The organism is Flavobacterium undicola (assembly GCF_009909155.2).
Lineage (GTDB): Bacteria > Bacteroidota > Bacteroidia > Flavobacteriales > Flavobacteriaceae > Flavobacterium > Flavobacterium undicola.
Genome location: NZ_JAAAPM020000003.1, coordinates 161,423 through 179,469 on the forward strand (window position 1 = coordinate 161,423; position 18,047 = coordinate 179,469).

13 protein-coding genes are annotated in these 18,047 nt (G+C 34.4%); 6 read left to right on the forward strand and 7 right to left on the reverse strand.

The window, feature by feature from the left end:
- Nucleotides 1-99 precede the first annotated feature (99 nt).
- Genes GTZ96_RS03015 through GTZ96_RS03030 form a run of 4 tightly spaced genes read right to left on the reverse strand, consistent with a single transcriptional unit; the run spans nucleotide 100 to nucleotide 4,167 of the window.
- Nucleotides 100-819 (reverse strand): LytR/AlgR family response regulator transcription factor, encoded by a 720-nt coding sequence (locus GTZ96_RS03015; RefSeq protein WP_161641108.1) that lies wholly within the window; start codon nucleotides 817-819, stop codon nucleotides 100-102.
- Entirely contained in the window at nucleotides 785-1,543 is a 759-nt protein-coding gene (locus tag GTZ96_RS03020) for a sensor histidine kinase (protein WP_161641109.1), read from the reverse strand. The genes GTZ96_RS03015 and GTZ96_RS03020 overlap by 35 nt, the downstream gene beginning before the upstream one ends.
- Before the next feature lie 21 nt (nucleotides 1,544-1,564).
- Nucleotides 1,565-1,894, reverse strand: coding sequence for a DMT family transporter (locus GTZ96_RS03025; RefSeq protein ID WP_161641110.1), 330 nt, complete (start codon nucleotides 1,892-1,894; stop codon nucleotides 1,565-1,567).
- Between the two features lie 2 nt (nucleotides 1,895-1,896).
- Entirely contained in the window at nucleotides 1,897-4,167 is a 2,271-nt protein-coding gene (locus GTZ96_RS03030; protein WP_161641111.1) for a cation:proton antiporter domain-containing protein, read from the reverse strand.
- 193 nt (nucleotides 4,168-4,360) lie between these two features.
- Between GTZ96_RS03030 and GTZ96_RS03035 the strand changes: the two genes are divergently transcribed.
- From GTZ96_RS03035 to GTZ96_RS03050, 4 genes are all read left to right on the forward strand, one after another.
- Nucleotides 4,361-6,784: an efflux RND transporter permease subunit gene (locus GTZ96_RS03035; RefSeq protein ID WP_161641112.1), complete on the forward strand. Its 2,424-nt coding sequence runs from the start codon at nucleotides 4,361-4,363 to the stop codon at nucleotides 6,782-6,784.
- Between the two features lie 16 nt (nucleotides 6,785-6,800).
- Complete coding sequence (locus tag GTZ96_RS03040) at nucleotides 6,801-7,637, forward strand: mechanosensitive ion channel family protein (protein ID WP_181033128.1); 837 nt, start codon at nucleotides 6,801-6,803, stop codon at nucleotides 7,635-7,637.
- A 418-nt stretch (nucleotides 7,638-8,055) separates the two neighbouring features.
- Complete coding sequence (locus GTZ96_RS03045) at nucleotides 8,056-9,267, forward strand: MORN repeat-containing protein (RefSeq protein WP_161641113.1); 1,212 nt, start codon at nucleotides 8,056-8,058, stop codon at nucleotides 9,265-9,267.
- 217 nt (nucleotides 9,268-9,484) lie between these two features.
- Nucleotides 9,485-12,103, forward strand: coding sequence for an MGH1-like glycoside hydrolase domain-containing protein (locus GTZ96_RS03050; protein WP_161641114.1), 2,619 nt, complete (start codon nucleotides 9,485-9,487; stop codon nucleotides 12,101-12,103).
- Between the two features lie 86 nt (nucleotides 12,104-12,189).
- On the opposite strand, the gene GTZ96_RS03055 is transcribed toward GTZ96_RS03050, so the two are convergent.
- On the reverse strand, nucleotides 12,190-12,930 hold the full coding sequence (locus GTZ96_RS03055) for a hypothetical protein (RefSeq protein WP_161641115.1): 741 nt from the start codon (nucleotides 12,928-12,930) through the stop codon (nucleotides 12,190-12,192).
- Nucleotides 12,931-13,700: 770 nt separating this feature from the next.
- Here GTZ96_RS03055 and asnS point away from each other — a divergent pair.
- Nucleotides 13,701-15,134, forward strand: a complete 1,434-nt coding sequence (asnS, locus tag GTZ96_RS03060; protein WP_161641116.1) for an asparagine--tRNA ligase — start codon at nucleotides 13,701-13,703, stop codon at nucleotides 15,132-15,134.
- Nucleotides 15,135-15,273: 139 nt separating this feature from the next.
- Nucleotides 15,274-16,734 (forward strand): RNA polymerase factor sigma-54, encoded by a 1,461-nt coding sequence (rpoN, locus tag GTZ96_RS03065; RefSeq protein ID WP_161641117.1) that lies wholly within the window; start codon nucleotides 15,274-15,276, stop codon nucleotides 16,732-16,734.
- Between the two features lie 76 nt (nucleotides 16,735-16,810).
- Here the strand turns inward: rpoN and GTZ96_RS03070 are convergent, their stop codons facing one another.
- Nucleotides 16,811-17,239, reverse strand: a complete 429-nt coding sequence (locus tag GTZ96_RS03070) for a glycine zipper family protein (protein ID WP_161641118.1) — start codon at nucleotides 17,237-17,239, stop codon at nucleotides 16,811-16,813.
- Nucleotides 17,240-17,363: 124 nt separating this feature from the next.
- Nucleotides 17,364-17,954 (reverse strand): thymidine kinase, encoded by a 591-nt coding sequence (locus GTZ96_RS03075; RefSeq protein WP_161641119.1) that lies wholly within the window; start codon nucleotides 17,952-17,954, stop codon nucleotides 17,364-17,366.
- Between the last annotated feature and the right edge of the window lie 93 nt (nucleotides 17,955-18,047).

Below are 18,047 nucleotides of genomic sequence, written 5' to 3' on the forward strand. Positions count from 1 at the left end.
AAATTTATTGGCAAATATCAGAACTGATTTCTAAGCTAAAAAAGAATTTTAAAGCTAATTTTTAATCTATGTAACAAGAGGGAAAAACTTTGTAATAAGTTATATTTTTATCTTTTTCAAAAAGTCGGCGCGATAGGTCTCACTCAGGCTAAGACTGGTATTTTTATCGTTTTCATCTAAATGATGCAACACAATTTCGTTATGATTAAAAAACTTTATCGCCTTTAAAGACACTATTTCTTTCTTGTTGATGCGACAAAAATCAGCTTCCGGCAATTCATTCAAAAGCGTATCAAATTTAACATTTTTCAAATTCAAAAAACTGCCATCAGTCAAAAGCACGGTTTTATCACGGCTGTCGCCCAAAGCGGTTTTAATGTATAGAATTTGATTAAAATACAACAAACTCTTCCCCTTATCGGTATTGAAATGAATAAATCTTTTAGCACTAGCGGCATTCTCAAAACGTTCAAAAGCTTTAGAAATGGCTTTTTGCAAACGTTCTAATTTTACCGGTTTTGTGATATAATCGACTGCATCAATAGTAAAAGCATCGGCAGCATAATCTTTATATGCCGTACAAAAAACAACTAATTTATCTTTTAATAAACCAGCCAAATGCAAGCCGTCAATTCCGGGCATTTCGATATCTGAGATTAATAAATCAAAGTCGAGATTTGGAATTTCAGTCAGCAGTTTTTCAGGATTATTAAACGTCTTTACGATTTCTACTTCAGGAATTTGTTCACAAAGCATTTTCAAATACGTTAATCCCGGTAACTCATCATCTAGAAGTAAACATTTCAGTTTTGTATTCAAGTAAGTTAATCTTTAAATGGGCTATATAAATATCGTTTTCTACAAACTTATCGAGCTTGAAATTATTTTTATAAATAATTCGCAAACGATTCTCTAAAGTGGTGTTTCCTATACCACTTCGTTCTTTTTTCAATACTTTTTTATCCGAAATCTTATTCGAAACCGTCATCGCAAAAGCATTGTCCTTAAACTCAAAAATAACCGAAATAAAAGCATCCGGACTTTGTAAATCGGCGTGTTTAAAAGCATTTTCAATCAAATCAATAGAAATCAACGGAGCAAGCAAAGGCTCTTCGTATAATTTATCGTCTACATCGATATTCTTCTTTATCTTCAATTCGAAAAGCGGACTGATTTTGATTTTGTTGATTTCGATTAAATTCAGTGCAAAATCAATTTCTTCTTTAGCCGTGACAAATTTCTTCTTGCTCTCGTACAAAATGTAATCCAGAACATTCGCTAATTTATCTAACGCAAAATAGGTTTGATAAGCATGTGACTGTATCGAATTTAAAATATTTTTAAAAAGATGCGGATTTAATTTAGACTCTAAAGTCTCTAACTGCAAATCATTGACTTTCATTTCCAGCGCATAAAAATTCTTATCAACCTCATTTTTCGCTTTTCTGACTTGTACTAATTGGTAAACCATAAAACCAATAATAACAACCAAAAGTAAAATGATGATTAAAAAGATATACGTAATGTTATTGCTTTCTTGCATGATACTAAGCTTGTAAATTCATTAATGGCTCGACACAAACTTTAATCCGATGATAGAGGCAATCAATGTCATTATAAAAAACAACCTCCAAAAACCAGCCGGTTCTTTAAACACAAAAATTCCAACTAAAACAGTACCTACAGCGCCTATTCCTGTCCAAACTGCATAAGCAGTTCCAATGGGTAATTCCTGAGTGGCTTTATATAAAAAAAACATACTTGCTGTTAAACTCAACAAAAAACCAAGCATCCAATAAGCTGATTCCCCTCCTGCCGTTTCTCTGGCCTTGCCAAGACAAGAAGCGAAAGCTACTTCAAACAAACCGCCTATTATCAACAAAATCCAACTCATATTTATGACTTAATTATTAAAACAGATGAAACATCCACAAGCCAATTCGTATTAGCATCAATAATACATTTCCAACTTTCTAATGTGATTAGCATTAAATCTTGTTGTTTGAGAAAAGCAGTGTTCAATTCCTTATCTGAAATTACATTGATGTTATTAGGGAATTTTTGCAGCAAAATCGCCACAGCACTTTGGATGACAAAATTATTTTTCAAAAAGCCATTCATGTCTAAAACATTAATTTTAGAATTGTTGTTGTAAATCATTTTCTGAACGTAATCAATCAAAGCAGCATCATCCGATTTTAGAATTGGCACAAAAACCTGATTCAATTCTTCAAAATCATTGTCTATTAAAATTCCTAAAGGAGTTTTAGTTCTGGCTACAATTTGTCTTGTTCTTTCATCAAAAGGCGAATTTTCAAACAAACCTTCTTTCCCTTTGAATTTATCTATCAATCGGTCAGGATTGATAATTCGGGTAGTAAAACCGAGCACTTTGCCCAGCAAACTTCCTTCAAAAATAGATTTCCCTACGCCTACTAAAAGCAAATCGTAATCTCCATTATTAGCCACCTCAGCAATTTCAGCTTCGATATCATTTGTTACTTTAAAAACAGTAAGCAACTTAACTCCCAAATGGTCGGATTCATCAAAAATAGGTTCAAAAGTCTCTTTTTCGATTTCTTCCATATTAAACGAATGCAATTCATCGCTTTGAGACAAGTGCATCGCTGTAATTACCGAAGCCGTTTTTTGCTTTTTGGTCAAACTATTGGCCAAGCGCAACAAAGATTTTCCTTTTTCATTACTACCAAACGAAATAAGAATTCGGTATTTATTTTCATCTATAGTTTCAATATGTTCTGTTTCATTTTTATTTTTAAAAATAAAACCAAGTAAATCTAAAGCGGGTCCAGTCATAAAAGTTGTTACTAGAGCCATAATAACCATCATGGTAAAAACTTCGGGAGTCAATACTTTTAATTCTAAACCAATATTCAACACAATCAATTCCATCAAACCACGGGTATTCATCAAAGCACCAATAGTTAAACTATCATGCCAATTCTGTCCCACAAATCGGGCGGCCAACGCACTCCCTAAAAACTTCCCTATCACAGCAACTGCAATAATTCCTCCGGTAACTTTCCACAAATAAGCATCATTAATCAAACCTACCTGCGTATTCAAACCTGTAAAAACAAAAAACAATGGCAGTAATAATATCACCGAAACATCTTCGACTTTTTCGATAAATATCATTCGGAATTTGGTGATATCCGGCATAATAGCCCCCATCATAAAACCACCAAATAGCGCATGAATACCAATAACTTCAGTAGCATAAGAAGAAATAATTAACAATAAAAAGAAAATAGCCATCACTGGTTTTCCAATATTTTCCTTTTCAGAATACAAATCGCCTATTCGTTTCAAGAAGGGTTTTACAATAAAAATCATGGCTAAAACATACAACAAAGCCAAAGAAATCACATAAAAAGAACCCACAAAATCGCCCGCTTTTACAATAGCAATCACCACAGCAAGCAAACACCAGGCAGTAATATCATCGGCAGCTGCACAAGTAATCACAATAGATCCTAATCGGGTTTTATGAATTCCTCTTTCCTGTACAATTCGAGCCAAAACAGGAAAAGCCGTAATACTCATGGCAATACCCATAAACAAACTGAAAGAAAGAAATTCTACACCCTCAGGAGCAAACTGATTGTACACAAAATAAGACAAACCAATTCCCATAGAAAAAGGAATAATAATACTTGCATGACTAATTACAATAGCCTCACTAGCCTTATTTCTTAAGACTTTTATATCGAGTTCCATTCCTATAACAAACATGAAGAGAATCAAACCTATCTGGCTCAAAAACTTTAAATTCCCAAGAGATTTCACAGGAAATAATGCTGCTGAGAATTCCGGAAAATACATCCCTAATAAAGAAGGCCCGAGGACAATTCCTGCGATAATTTCTCCAATTACTGTTGGCTGACCAATTTTTTTAAAAAACCAACCAAAAATTCGAGCCACTAAAATAATCATGACTATTTGTGCCAAAAGAATAGCCAAAGGATCTTGAAAATTATGCAACATCGAATTTATAAAATCAGCAAACGAATCATTACCCACATTTACAACCAGATTAGGCTTTCTTAATTCGAGTAATTTTCCTCTCCCAATAATCCAATAAATCAATGCCGAGAAAACTCCCGTAACACTCAAATAAAACAAGGTATTCTTATATTTTTTCAAAACCATAGCTCAAAATCAATTGATTTAAATTTTACACAAAGATGCTAAATTCTTTAATAGTATCCACATTCCTAAAATTAACTTTCAACCTATAAAAACAAAACCTAAAAACCCTAAAATTAATTTAAATTTTACAAATAAATCAAACCTTTACTTCTGTTTTTAATACATTTGCAGCCTTTAAACATCAGTTATGATCAAGTGGTTTAGTTTAGGATTTTGGGAGTTAATTGCTCGTGTTGTTCTTCGAAATAAAATTTTAATGTTGTCGATTATTGTTGCGATAACTGTTTTTTTAGGAATGCAATGGAAATACATCCATTTCACTTTTACTGAAGCCAATATGTTACCCGATGACAATATTGCCAATGTAGAATACAATGCGTTCTTGAATAAATTTGGCGAAGAAGGAAATCTGATCATCATTGGTGTAAAAGACAAAACTTTTTTTACTCCAAAAGCGTATGCCGCCTGGAGTACGTTGATGAATAGTCTTAAAAAAGACAAAGCCATCGATTTAGTAATTTCGATAAACGATTTAAAAAAACTTCAAAAAAACGATTCGCTCCAAAAATTTGAATTAGTCCCTTTTGTTGACCAAAACAAAACCCTTGACAAAGCCTATCTTCAAAATATAAAAAAGCAGCTCTTTAATGACATGCCTTTTTATGAAGGATTGTTGTTTAATAAAAAATCCGGAAGCATTCGTTCTGCCGTTTACATGGACAAGAAAATTGTAAACACTAAAGCCCGTAAAGAATATATTCTGGAGAAATTAGTACCGGCTATAGAAAAATTTGAAAGAGAAACCAATATTGATTTGCGCGTTTCGGGTATGCCTTACATCCGAACCCTCAATGCTAAAACCATTACCGATGAAATAAGTCTTTTTATTGGAGCCTCATTATTAGTAACTTCATTGTTATTCTTCTTCTTTTTCAGAAGTTTTAGAGCCACTTTAATTTCGATTATCATTGTGATTATTGGTGTCATGTGGTCGTTTGGTGTTTTAGGCTTATTAAATTACGAAATCACCGTTTTAACGGCCTTAGTACCTTCGTTGATTATTGTTATTGGGATTCCAAATTGCATTTTCCTTACCAATAAATACCATCAGGAATACAAAGTACACCGCAATAAAGTCAAAGCGTTACAAAGGGTAACTACCAAAATTGGGATGGCTACCTTGATGACTAATGTTACCACAGCCATTGGTTTTTTCACCTTCATTTCGTCAAATAACAAATTACTGATAGAATTTGGAAATGTGACTTCCATTAACATTATGTTATTGTTCTTTTTGTGCATTGTAGTAATACCTATTTTCCATAGTTATATTCCGGCACCAATAGACCGTCACATTGAGCATTTAGACCGAGGCTCGGTAAAAAGATTCATGGATTGGATTCTTCATAACGTAAAACACAGCCGTTTTTCTATCTATGTTGTTGCTATTTCACTACTAGTTATTAGTATCATCGGAATTTACAAAATGCGTATTTCTGGCAGTCTAATAGAAGACATGCCTAAAAAAGAAGCCTTTTTTCAGGATATTATTTTCTTCGAAAATGAATTCGACGGTGTAATGCCACTGGAAATTATGATTGACACCAAACACAAAAAAGGAGTCATGAAGTTGTCTACGCTAAAGCGAATGGACGAATTAGAACAGGCAATCGATGAAATTCCTGAATTATCTAAACCTATCTCGATTGTCAATTTAGTTAAATATTCCAAACAAGCTTACTATAACGGAAATCCCGAATATTACGAATTACCTACTTCTCAGGAACAAGGATTCATTTTGTCCTATGCTAAAAATGCCACCAAGAATTCCAAAGAAAATCTGATGAAAAGTTATGTGGATTCGACTGGTCAGTTTGCCAGAATCACTACTTTTATGCGAGATGACAACGGAGGAGCCATCCAAAAAATTGAAGCTGAAGTCCGCAAAGAAGCCGATAAAATCTTCCCACCAGACCGCTACAAAGTAACTATTACAGGAAAAGCATTGGTTTTCCAAAAAGGAACTGGTTATTTACTGGACAACTTACTTTCTTCATTGGTTTTTGCCTTTTTCTTAACGGCACTTTTAATCGGATTTATGTTCCGTTCGTTCAAAATGATTTTGGTTTCTATCATTCCAAATTTATTACCCTTATTGTTAACCGCAGGAATTATGGGCTTTTTAGACATTCCGTTAAAACCATCCACAATATTGGTATTCGGAATCGCGTTTGGACTTTCGGTTGACGATACCGTTCGATTCCTGGCACAATACCGCGAAGAATTGAAGAAAAACAACTGGAAAATCCGCAAGTCAGTTTATGCTACTTTTAACGATGCCGGTTTGAGTATGTTTTATACTTCCATCGTATTATTCTTTGGATTCTCTGTATTCATGCTCTCTAGTTTTGGTGGAACCATCGCCCTTGGCGGATTGATTTCATTGACTTTATTATTCGGAATGCTGTCTAATTTAATGTTATTACCTGCTTTGGTTTTAACCCTAAACAAAACATTGGCAAACGAACAGGAATTTATCGAACCAAAAATTGACATCATCGAGCATAGCGATGAAGAAATCGATGCTTTGAAAAAAACTAAACTATTATAAAGGAAAAACAATTAAAATGTTAATAGATCAACAGGTTACACTAGTAAATAAGTACATAGAAAAATCAATCGATTTTGGTTTTGAATACGCACCCAAATTAGTAGGAGGAATTATAGTTCTTATAATTGGTTTATGGTTTACTAAATTGGTCACTAAGGGAGTGGGTAAATCATTAGAAAAATCAAAAATTGATCAATCCCTGATTCCGTTTTTAAGAAGCTTAACAAACATCACCCTAAAAGTTTTAGTTGCCATCACCGTAATGGGAATGATAGGCATCCAAATGACTTCGTTTGTGGCTATCCTTGGAGCCGCTGGTTTGGCAGTAGGTATGGCATTATCAGGAACACTTCAAAATTTTGCCGGTGGTGTCATTATCCTGATTCTAAAACCTTTTAAAATAGGCGATACTATTGAAGCACAGGGATTTTCGGGAACAGTAAAGGAGATTACTATTTTTTCAACATTACTCAACACCGCCGATAAAAAATTAGTCATAATCCCTAACGGATCACTTTCAACAGGTGCTCTGACTAATTTCTCTGCCGAATCTACACGAAGAGTGGACTGGACATTCGGAATTTCCTATGGCGATGATGTGGAAAATTTCAAAAAAGCACTGAATGATTTTATTTCCGAAGATGCTCGAATTTTAAAAGACCCTGCTCCCTTTATAGGACTTTCGGCTCTTGCAGCAACTTCTGTTAATTTCACCGTAAGAGTTTGGGTTAAAAGTCCCGATTATTGGAATGTATTCTTTGACATGAATGAAAAAGTATACACTAAATTTTCAGACTACAACCTCAACATCCCTTTTCCTCAAACGGATACTCAAACCAAAAACACCAAATAAGAACTATTTTAAAATTCTTATTCATCATACAAACTTCCCTCTTTATTGAAGACGGGAAGTTTTTTGTTTTAAAACCATCATTATCTTATTAATTTAAGAAAAAAAATAGCTCGATCAGCTGTAGCTTTTAACTAATCATTACTGTTTTCTACAAACATTTCGCTCCGCTGGAGCTATAAACCCGCCAAATATTTTTCACTAAAAACATTACGCTACTCTGTGGCTCAGTTGAACATAAATTACAACCAGATTAAGCTCCGTTAGGAGCGAAATGTTTGTAGAAGTTATAGTCCATTAGAATCGAAGCTCCGTAGGAGCGGGCTATTTTTGCGTAGCCTATTAAAAATAGTTTTTTCTTACAAGCTATTTTATAAATGAATATATTTGAAATTGATTAGAATTATAAAACCAATTCCAAATGACCAAAAAATTAGTCTTTCTTTTTCTATTAGTTAGTATTATTTGCGATGCGCAAAACACAACAATTACTACAACCGAAAACGACTCCATATTAATTTGTCCTTTTCCAACAAACTGTGGTTACTACAAAGGGGAAATAACCGATAACAATGGAGTCAGAGAAGCAAACGGAAATGGCAGAGCAAATTTAGGAGGGAATATTGCAGAAGGTTATTGGAAAAATAATCAATTAAATGGTCAAGGAACATACAAAATTAAAAATGGCTCCCAACTTTCTGGCGAGTGGAAAGATGGCTTACTAAACGGAAAGGGAAGTAAAATATTTAAAAATGGAGATAAATATATTGGTGAATTGAAAAATAATAAATTCGATGGAAAAGGGAATATAACATTTGACAATGGTGATAGTTATACTGGAGAATGGAAAGAAGATAAAATAAATGGAAATGGAACTTATTCTTTTGCTAATGGGAATAAATATACAGGGGAATGGAAGGAAAGCAAAATTAATGGTCAGGGGACAATGACTTTTGTAAATGGAGTCAAATATATTGGTAATTGGAAAAATATTAATCTAGATAGTATTGGCACTTTTTACACTCCAAATGGCAACAAGTTTTCTATCCAATGGACAAAATACAACACCAATAAACCACAATTCAGAACATTTGCAAAAGACCCAAAACACCCTGAAAAATTCAAATTAACGGGCGAAAAATTCAATGGAAAAGGCATTAGATTACACCAAAATACAACTATTTATACTGGAGATTTTAAAGAGGGTAAACAAAATGGACAAGGAATATTATATTCTATAAATGGCTCTAAATATAGTGGACAATGGAAAGAAAATAAATGGGAAGGTAAAGGTACATTGACAGATGTTTCTACAAATGAAACTTACATAGGAGATTTTAAAAATGGTCATAAAAATGGTCAAGGAACCATAATCTATGGCAATAAAGAAAAATATTCCGGTGAATGGAAAGAAGGTAATCGAACAGGACAAGGAACTTATACTTGGCCTAATGGAGATAAATATATTGGTTCTTTTGTAAACTTCAAACAAAATGGCCAAGGTACTATGACTTATGCAAATGGCGAAAAATTTGTTGGTGAATGGAAAGACAGTAAAGAATTTAATGGAATTCTTTACAAAAACAATGGAGAACAAAAATCCAGCTATCGCGATGGTGTTTTAATAGAATAAAACGAATACTACTTCATCAAAAAAATAACATATTTTTTTTCGAAAAGCAAAAAGATTCTTAACAATACAAACAATTAGGCAATACTCCTTCATCGAATGGGCAGTTGTGGAAAAAAATCTTATTTTTACTAATGACCGACTAGAAAATTACATTGAAAATGAGTTTTTTAAAAACAGGTCTTAGCATCTAAATACCACTAACTAGCACACAAACAATATGGGGCATACCAATTCAGAAACAGAAAGATTATCCGTTCCTAATAACTATAAAAATTGGAAAAAATGGGGGCCTTATTTGGCCGAAAGACAGTGGGGAACCGTTCGTGAAGATTACAGCGAACATGGAGAAGCCTGGGAATTTATTGATCACGAAAAAGCACGCAGCAACGCCTACCGATGGGGAGAGGAAGGAATCGGTGGTTTTTGCGATTCACGTGAGATTTTGTGCCTGGCTCCTGCCTTTTGGAATGGAAAAGATCCTATTTTAAAAGAACGTTTGTTTGGTCTTACCAACAACCAAGGGAATCATGGTGAAGACGTGAAAGAACTCTACTTCCATCAGCTTTCTACGCCCACACACACTTACAACAAATATCTGTACAAATATCCACAAAACGAATTTCCTTATAGTGATTTGGTCAACAACAATAAGCGAAGCCGGGAAGAAAACGAATTTGAACTACTGGACAGCAACGCCTTTAAAGACAATGCTTATTTTGATTGTTATATCGAATATGCCAAAGCCGGTATTGATGATATTCTGATGAAAGTTACCGTGGTAAATAGAGGAGCAAATGATGCAAGCATCCACGTATTACCTCACCTTTGGTTTCGCAATTTTTGGAAACACAACACCAGACATCCACGTCCTAATATGGAGTCGGTTGCTAATAATACGATACTTTCTAAAAGCAGCCGAAACGGAGACTATTATTTCTATCATGAACATGGCGAACAGTTATTTTGTGAAAATGAAACCAATAACGAGCGTATTTACAATGTTCCTAGCGAATATGACTATGTCAAAGATGGAATTAACAATCATGTAGTAAATGGAGCATCGACTGTAAATACTAACAAAATTGGAACTAAAGCAGCTATTTGGTATAAACTAGACTTAAAAGCTGGTGAAGAAAAAAGCATTAACCTACGCCTGAGCAATGTTGCCTTAGAAAATCCTTGGGGCGATTTTGAAACGCTTTTTAACCAAAGGAAACAGGAATGTGAAGCTTTTTATAACGAAACCATAAACGAAAAAATACCCGAAGCACATCGAGCGATTGCAAAAAGTGCTTTTTCAGGCTTGTTGTGGACGAAGCAATTTTACTATTTCAATATCCACAAATGGCTATTTGGTGGCACCGAGGAAACACCGGCAAACAGAAGCAATCCACGTAATTTTAGCTGGCAACATCTTAATAACCGCCACGTTATTTCTATGCCTGACAAATGGGAATATCCTTGGTATGCTGCTTGGGATTTGGCTTTTCACATGGCCTCTTTTGTCGAAATCGATCCTTTTTTTGCCAAACAACAGCTACTGCTAGTTTTGCAGGAAAGTTATATGCACCCTAATGGTCAAATTCCTGCTTACGAATGGAATTTTAGCGATGTGAATCCTCCTGTTCATTCATGGGCAGTTTGGCATGTTTACGAAAAAGACAAAGTTCGCACTGGCAAAGCCGATACCCCATTTCTGGAAAAAGCATTCCAAAAACTCCTTATCAATTTTACTTGGTGGGTAAACCAAAAAGATACCAGTGGTACCGACTTATTTGAAGGCGGGTTTTTAGGTTTGGATAACATTGGGGTTTTTGATAGAAATCACATGCCGGAAGGAATTAAGAAAATGCAACAGGCCGATGCTACAAGTTGGATGGCTATGTTTTCGTTAAATATGCTTCGAATGTCACTCGAACTGGCAAAAACCAACAAAATCTACGAAGAAGTATCTGCTAAGTTTTTCAGACACTTTTTAAATATTGCCTGGGCCATGCATCACATTGGTAAAAAAGACATTTCGCTTTGGGATGACGAAGACAATTTCTATTATGATGTTGTCGAAATGTCAAATGGAAAAACGGATCGTTTAAGAGTTCGTTCTTTAGTGGGCGTGATCCCAATGTTTGCTGTCGAAATCATGCATAAAGATTTATTTGAAGAATTAAAAGATTTTAGAAGACGAGCCAACGAGATTATAAGAACACGTCCTGACCTGGCATCGTTAATTTCTAATTTAGAAAATGCCAATGAAGATGGTAATTTTCTATTCTCCATTATGCGTGGTTTTAGGTTAGAAAATCTATTAAAACGCTTGTTGGATGAAAATGAGTTTTTATCAGAGTTTGGAATTCGTTCGCTTTCTAAGTTCCACAAAGACCATCCATTTGTCTTCAATAATTCACACCAAATTCAGTATGAACCCGGCGAAAGTCGTTCGGCTATGTTTGGCGGAAATTCGAACTGGCGAGGCCCTATCTGGATGCCATTGAATTATATGATTATTCAATCTTTGCGTAAATATTATACTTTTTATGGTCCAACTTATGTGTATGAATTCCCAACGGGTTCCGGAAACAAATTGAATTTAAAAGAAATTGCAAACGAACTAAGCAAACGACTAATCAAACTCTTCGAAAGAAACGATGAAGGCAAATTTCAATACCATGCTGACGACCATGAAAAGCATTTTGCCAAAGATGAGCATTTTAGAAACGAGCACTTCTTCTATGAATTTTTTGACGGAGACACCGGTAAAGGACTTGGTGCTTCACATCAAACAGGTTGGACGGCACTTATTGCTAATTTGATTTTGGAATTAGAGAAGAATAGTTAAATTGTTATTTGAAAATCACATAAAAATCCTGTCTCGTTTTTAGGAACGTGACAGGATTTTTTCTTTTTAGTTAAAAACTAGCATGTTTAATTAAGATTTATCATGTTTTTAATCATATCTTCTTCTGATGGTACACACACACAATTAGAAAACAATATTCCTTTCTCTTTAGTAATAGGATGAGTTATTTCTTCAAAATTCCCCCAAACGTTTTCAACAACTAAAATCAATAAGTTTGTATCAAAACCTGAATGAGTTTTAAAGTTTCTTTTTTTATCTTCTTTTGTGAATATTCCATTTATGTTGCATGAGGAAATAATATTTAATTTTTTTAATACTTCATCTTGAAAAATATATTCAATAGATACTTTCTCGCAATAACTAATAAGTACAATACTAAATGAATTATATTTTGATACATCAAAACTATTTGGACCTAAGGGTTCAAAATATTCATTTTTTTCAAACCTTTTATAAATATATTCCTTTTTAGAAATATTTATAGAGTCAATAAAAAATGGAAGATAATGTTTCATTTTTAAATTGAAAACATTAAAACCAGGGTTTGTTTTATTAAAATATTTTATTTTCTTTTTACCATCTCTTGCTTTAGCATGTACGTTCCCATCTTTATGAAATGAGATATGATCATGTAAATATCCATTTATAACATCTTTGTTTTGTGGATTTCCAACTTCGGTTTTTGAATTACTACCCCATGGATAATGATAATAAAGTTCTAGATTATCGGGATTAACTCGGATACTCCCACTATAAAATATTTCTTTTTCAATTTTGAAAAATAACTCATATTCGATTATAGCCATAAAACTACCTTTAATTTGATCTATAATTTTACTAAACTGTTCTTCCGTAATTTCGTTTAAGGAGTCAGGAAACAACAAAAGAGCATCTATTTTTTTATTTTATCCCAAAAATACAAAATATTTCTTACGGTATACTTGGATCCATACCTGTAAACCAACTGGTGCTCGATTGCATCGAGTACCTACTTAAATTAAAAGATAAAACATAGCGTTAGCAACGCGGGTAATCCAAACTTAACTAGCTAAAAATATTTTTATTCCGTACCTACGGCACTCCAACATCTTACCATCATTTTTGGATGGATTGAAATCCAACCCTACAATTATACCGAGCCTACGACTCTTTGACACGCTTCTATAAAATGAATTGAATTTCTATACCCGATTAACACAGTAAAGTTCCTTAGGAACTACACATTTTGTAGCCCCGAAATTTATTTCGGGGAAAACAATGTTGATATTCATTAGAAAGTCCCGTAGAGACGATAAATAAATCTTCGCGAATCTCTGCGTTTCCTTTGCGCATCTTTGTGAAATAAAAACACATTCTTGAAAAACCATAATTCCTACACTCTAGCCCCGATAGAAATGGAAATCCTTATTGTTTTTTCTTTAAAAACAATAAGATTGAAATGGATAGCGGGATTAGCTTCAAAAAACAACAATAACAGCTCCCGATTGCTTGGTTAGCGGCAATGGCATTTCCAAACAAATCCTTTATATTTGCAATTAAGAACAAGAGGAATTTTAAAATTAACTCTATACATAAAATGAGGAACACCAAAGTTAAAGACTTACTAAATAGTACCACGACGCTTCAGGAAGTAAATACAAAAGGTTGGGTGAGAACTTTTAGAAACAACCAATTTATTGCTTTGAATGATGGTTCCACCATTAACAACATACAATGTGTAGTCGATTTTGAAAATACTGCTGACGAAATTTTAAAAAGAATCACTACTGGCGCTGCGGTTTCGGTTACTGGAAATTTGGTAGAAAGTAAAGGATCGGGGCAGAAATATGAAATTCAGGTAGCGAAATTAGAAATTCTTGGCGATTCAGATCCTGAGAAATTCCCGATGCAACCTAAAAAACACTCGCTGGAATTCTTGCGTGAAAATGCACATTTGCGTGTAAGAACGAATGCTTTTGGTGCGATTATGCGTATTCGTTCGGTATTGTCGTTTGCGGTGCACAACTATTTTCAACAAAAAGGTTTTGTGTATGTTAATACGCCAATTATCACTGGAGCTGATGCCGAAGGAGCTGGAGAAATGTTTCAGGTAACTTCGTTGCCATTGGATAATTTGCCAAAAAATGAAGAAGGAACTATCGATTATAAAAAAGATTTCTTCGGAAAACATACTAATTTAACGGTTTCCGGACAACTGGAAGGTGAAACTTTTGCGATGGCTTTGGGACAGATTTATACTTTTGGACCAACGTTTAGAGCCGAAAACTCCAATACTTCTCGCCATTTGGCTGAGTTTTGGATGATTGAGCCTGAAGTCGCTTTCAATGATTTGGATGACAATATGGATTTGGCTGAAGATTTTATTCAGTACGTAATCAAATATGCTTTGGACAATTGTGGAGACGATTTGAAGTTTTTAGAAGGAAGACTTTTAGAAGAAGAAAAATCAAAACCACAGGCGGAAAGAAGCGAAATGACTTTGCTGGAGAGATTGAATTTTGTTTTAGAAAACAACTTCAAACGCGTTTCTTATACCGAAGCAATAGATATTTTAAGAGAATCCACTCCAAATAAGAAGAAAAAATTCAACTATATCATCAACGAATGGGGCGCCGATTTACAATCGGAACACGAACGTTATTTGGTAGAAAAACATTTTAAATGTCCCGTAATTTTATTTGATTACCCTGCGAATATTAAAGCGTTTTACATGCGTTTGAACGAAGACGGAAAAACAGTTCGCGCCATGGATATCCTTTTCCCGGGAATCGGAGAAATCGTAGGAGGTTCACAAAGAGAGGAACGTTTTGATGTTTTGGTTGAAAAAATGAAAGCCTTAGGAATTGACGAAAAAGAATTATCATGGTATTTAGACACCAGAAGATTCGGTTCGGCAACACATTCCGGTTTTGGACTTGGATTTGAAAGATTAGTACTTTTTGTAACGGGGATGACCAATATTCGTGATGTAATTCCGTTTCCTAGAACACCGGGAAGTGCAGAATTCTAGGAAAAAGTTATTTGTTATTTGTTAAAGTTAAGTGGTAAAATTTCGTTCTTAAAAATAAAAAAAGTTAGATGTAAAAAGGTATGAGTTAAATGTCAAATCTCAACTCATAACTTATAACTCAAAACTCATAACCCAAAATATGCTAAAGCAATTCTTAAATTTAAAATTATCACAGAAATTATCTCCACAGCAAATTCAGCTGATGAAGTTAATTCAATTGCCTACGCAAGCCTTTGAACAACGTCTTTTAGAAGAAATGAATGAAAATCCAGCCTTAGAAACTGGAAAAGACGAAGAGGATTATGACAAAGACGAATATGAAAATGAAGATTACGATGATTACGATGACTCTGAAAGTATTGATGCAGACGACATCAACATCGACGAATATTTAAGTGACGATGACACGCCTGATTACAAAACTCAGGCAAACAATTACAGTGACGACGATGAAGCCCGCGAATCGCCATTAGCGGCACCTATTAGTTTTCACCAAGATTTAATCAACCAACTCAATACCTTTATCCTAGACGATCACGAAAGAGAAATTGCCGAATTTTTAGTGGGTAGTATTGACGACATGGGTTACATCCGCAGAAGCATTCCTGATATTGTGGATGATATGGCTTTTACCCAAGCCATTTATACCGATGAATACATGGTAGAACGCATGTTGCAAGTCATCCATCAATTAGAACCTTCGGGTGTGGGTGCTCGCGATTTACAAGAATGTTTATTGTTACAACTTAAGCACAAAACTCCGACTGACTCAGTTGAATTAGCCGCAGCTATTATCGAAAATCAGTTTGATGCTTTCACCAAAAAGCATTATGACAAACTCATTCAAAAATTCAACATTTCGAATGAACAACTTAAAAAAGCCATTTACGAAATAGAAAAACTGAATCCTAAACCAGGAGGAGGTTTTACAGGAAACAATAAAGTAACCGAAAATGTAGTCCCTGATTTTGCTATTAGAATTATTGATAATGAATTAGAATTAACCTTAAACGGAAGAAATGCTCCTTCGCTACACGTTTCTAAGGATTATCAGGAAATGATGCAAACCTACAAGGCTTCAAGGGATAAGTCAAATTCTCAAAAGGAAGCGGTTCAGTTTATCAAACAAAAACTAGATTCGGCCAAATGGTTTATCGACGCTATCAAACAACGTCAAGAAACGCTTTTTGTTACCATGAACGCTATTATGCATTATCAGGAAGAATATTTTCTTGATGGTGACGAGACCAAGTTAAAACCCATGATTTTAAAAGACATTGCTGATATTGTAGGTCTTGATATTTCGACTGTTTCCCGTGTTGCCAATAGCAAATATGTAGAAACGCCTTATGGTACAAAACTGATTAAGGAATTTTTCTCGGAAGCGATGAAAAACGATCAGGGTGAAGATGTTTCCACATTGGAAATCAAAAAAATACTTCAAAATATTATCGAAGAAGAAGACAAGAAAAAACCACTTCCTGACGATCAACTAGCCGAACTATTAAAAGAAAAAGGCTATCCTATCGCCCGAAGAACCATTGCTAAATACCGGGAACAACTCGATATTCCGGTAGCAAGAATGCGAAAGAAAATATAATACTTTCGTTTATTCCGAAAACAATAAAGGCTGTTTCATCAATTTGAAACAGCCTTTCTCTTTTTATAAAAAAAATTTATTCTTTTTTCTTACTATCAATAATAGCTCCTGTACCTGCACCAACACCTGCACCAGCCAAACCACCAATAATAGCACCTTCGCCTTTTTTCTTACTGATTACAGCACCTGTTACCGCACCTACTCCAGCACCAATAACGGCACCTTTAGCTGTACTACTCCATTTCTTTCTAGCTGCTGGAGCTGGAGCAGCTGCTTGTGTAGTTTGTCTCACAATCACCACTTCTTTTTCTTTCTCCTTAGTAGCCTGTGCTGCTTCTTGTTTTGCCATTTCTATTTTCATGGAATCAATCGCTTTTTGTTTGACCATTTCCATCTTCATAGAATCAATCCTTGCCTGACTATCGTCCACAACACCTGCAGTTTCTGCTTTTTTACAAGAAACAAGCATTATTAAAGAAGCTAACATTACATAAATATATTTCATGACTTACAATTTTAAAAATTAATACTATACAAAGATACGACCAACAGCATTCAATCTGCCTTATATGATTCTCTTAATTTTTTATAAAATTTAAAGAATTGAAATTTTTGTTTGCACAAAAACCCTACTCTTCCTGATTTTTTTGCATTGCATCAAAATAAGCCGCTCGACTTAAAGGTTCATATTCCTCAGTCTCCCCTAACAATACTAATTTGTCATTAGCTGTTTTTCTAAAACTATAATGCGCTAAATTGCCCGTTCTGGTACACACGGCATGAACCTTAGTTACATACTCTGCTGTTGCCATCAGCGCCGGCATGGGACCAAAAGGATTTCCTTTAAAATCCATATCTAATCCAGCTACAATTACACGAATGCCTTGGTTAGCTAAATCATTACAAACTCTCACAATTTCGTCGTCAAAAAATTGTGCTTCATCAATCCCAACCACATCACAGCCTTGAGCCAAAATGGCAATATTAGCTGCAGCAGGAACTGGTGTTGAACGAATTTCATTGGCATCGTGAGAAACCACCATATCTTGATGGTAGCGGGTATCGACATCTGGTTTAAAAATTTCTATTTTTTGCTTGGCAAATTGCGCTCTTTTTAATCGACGAATCAATTCTTCAGTTTTACCCGAAAACATTGAACCGCAAATAACTTCAATCCACCCAAATTGCTCTTTATGATTTACTGTATTTTCGAGAAACATTTTGTATTTTTCTAACTTAAAAAATGAATAGTTTTTATTACTTTGTAAACTTATAAATCGGCTTAAGATTTTATACTTTTACACTTTCTCAAA

What these genes read in the sequence shown, in the direction of transcription:
- GTZ96_RS03075 (WP_161641119.1), bottom strand. Translation starts at nt 17,954, where the DNA reads ATGTTTCTCGAAAATACAGTAAATCATAAAGAGCAATTTGGGTGGATT.
- GTZ96_RS03020 (WP_161641109.1), bottom strand. Translation starts at nt 1,543, where the DNA reads ATGCAAGAAAGCAATAACATTACGTATATCTTTTTAATCATCATTTTA.
- GTZ96_RS03055 (WP_161641115.1), bottom strand. Translation starts at nt 12,930, where the DNA reads ATGGCTATAATCGAATATGAGTTATTTTTCAAAATTGAAAAAGAAATA.
- GTZ96_RS03070 (WP_161641118.1), bottom strand. Translation starts at nt 17,239, where the DNA reads ATGAAATATATTTATGTAATGTTAGCTTCTTTAATAATGCTTGTTTCT.
- asnS (WP_161641116.1), top strand. Translation starts at nt 13,701, where the DNA reads ATGAGGAACACCAAAGTTAAAGACTTACTAAATAGTACCACGACGCTT.
- GTZ96_RS03045 (WP_161641113.1), top strand. Translation starts at nt 8,056, where the DNA reads ATGACCAAAAAATTAGTCTTTCTTTTTCTATTAGTTAGTATTATTTGC.
- GTZ96_RS03040 (WP_181033128.1), top strand. Translation starts at nt 6,801, where the DNA reads ATGTTAATAGATCAACAGGTTACACTAGTAAATAAGTACATAGAAAAA.
- GTZ96_RS03050 (WP_161641114.1), top strand. Translation starts at nt 9,485, where the DNA reads ATGGGGCATACCAATTCAGAAACAGAAAGATTATCCGTTCCTAATAAC.
- GTZ96_RS03025 (WP_161641110.1), bottom strand. Translation starts at nt 1,894, where the DNA reads ATGAGTTGGATTTTGTTGATAATAGGCGGTTTGTTTGAAGTAGCTTTC.
- rpoN (WP_161641117.1), top strand. Translation starts at nt 15,274, where the DNA reads ATGCTAAAGCAATTCTTAAATTTAAAATTATCACAGAAATTATCTCCA.
- GTZ96_RS03035 (WP_161641112.1), top strand. Translation starts at nt 4,361, where the DNA reads ATGATCAAGTGGTTTAGTTTAGGATTTTGGGAGTTAATTGCTCGTGTT.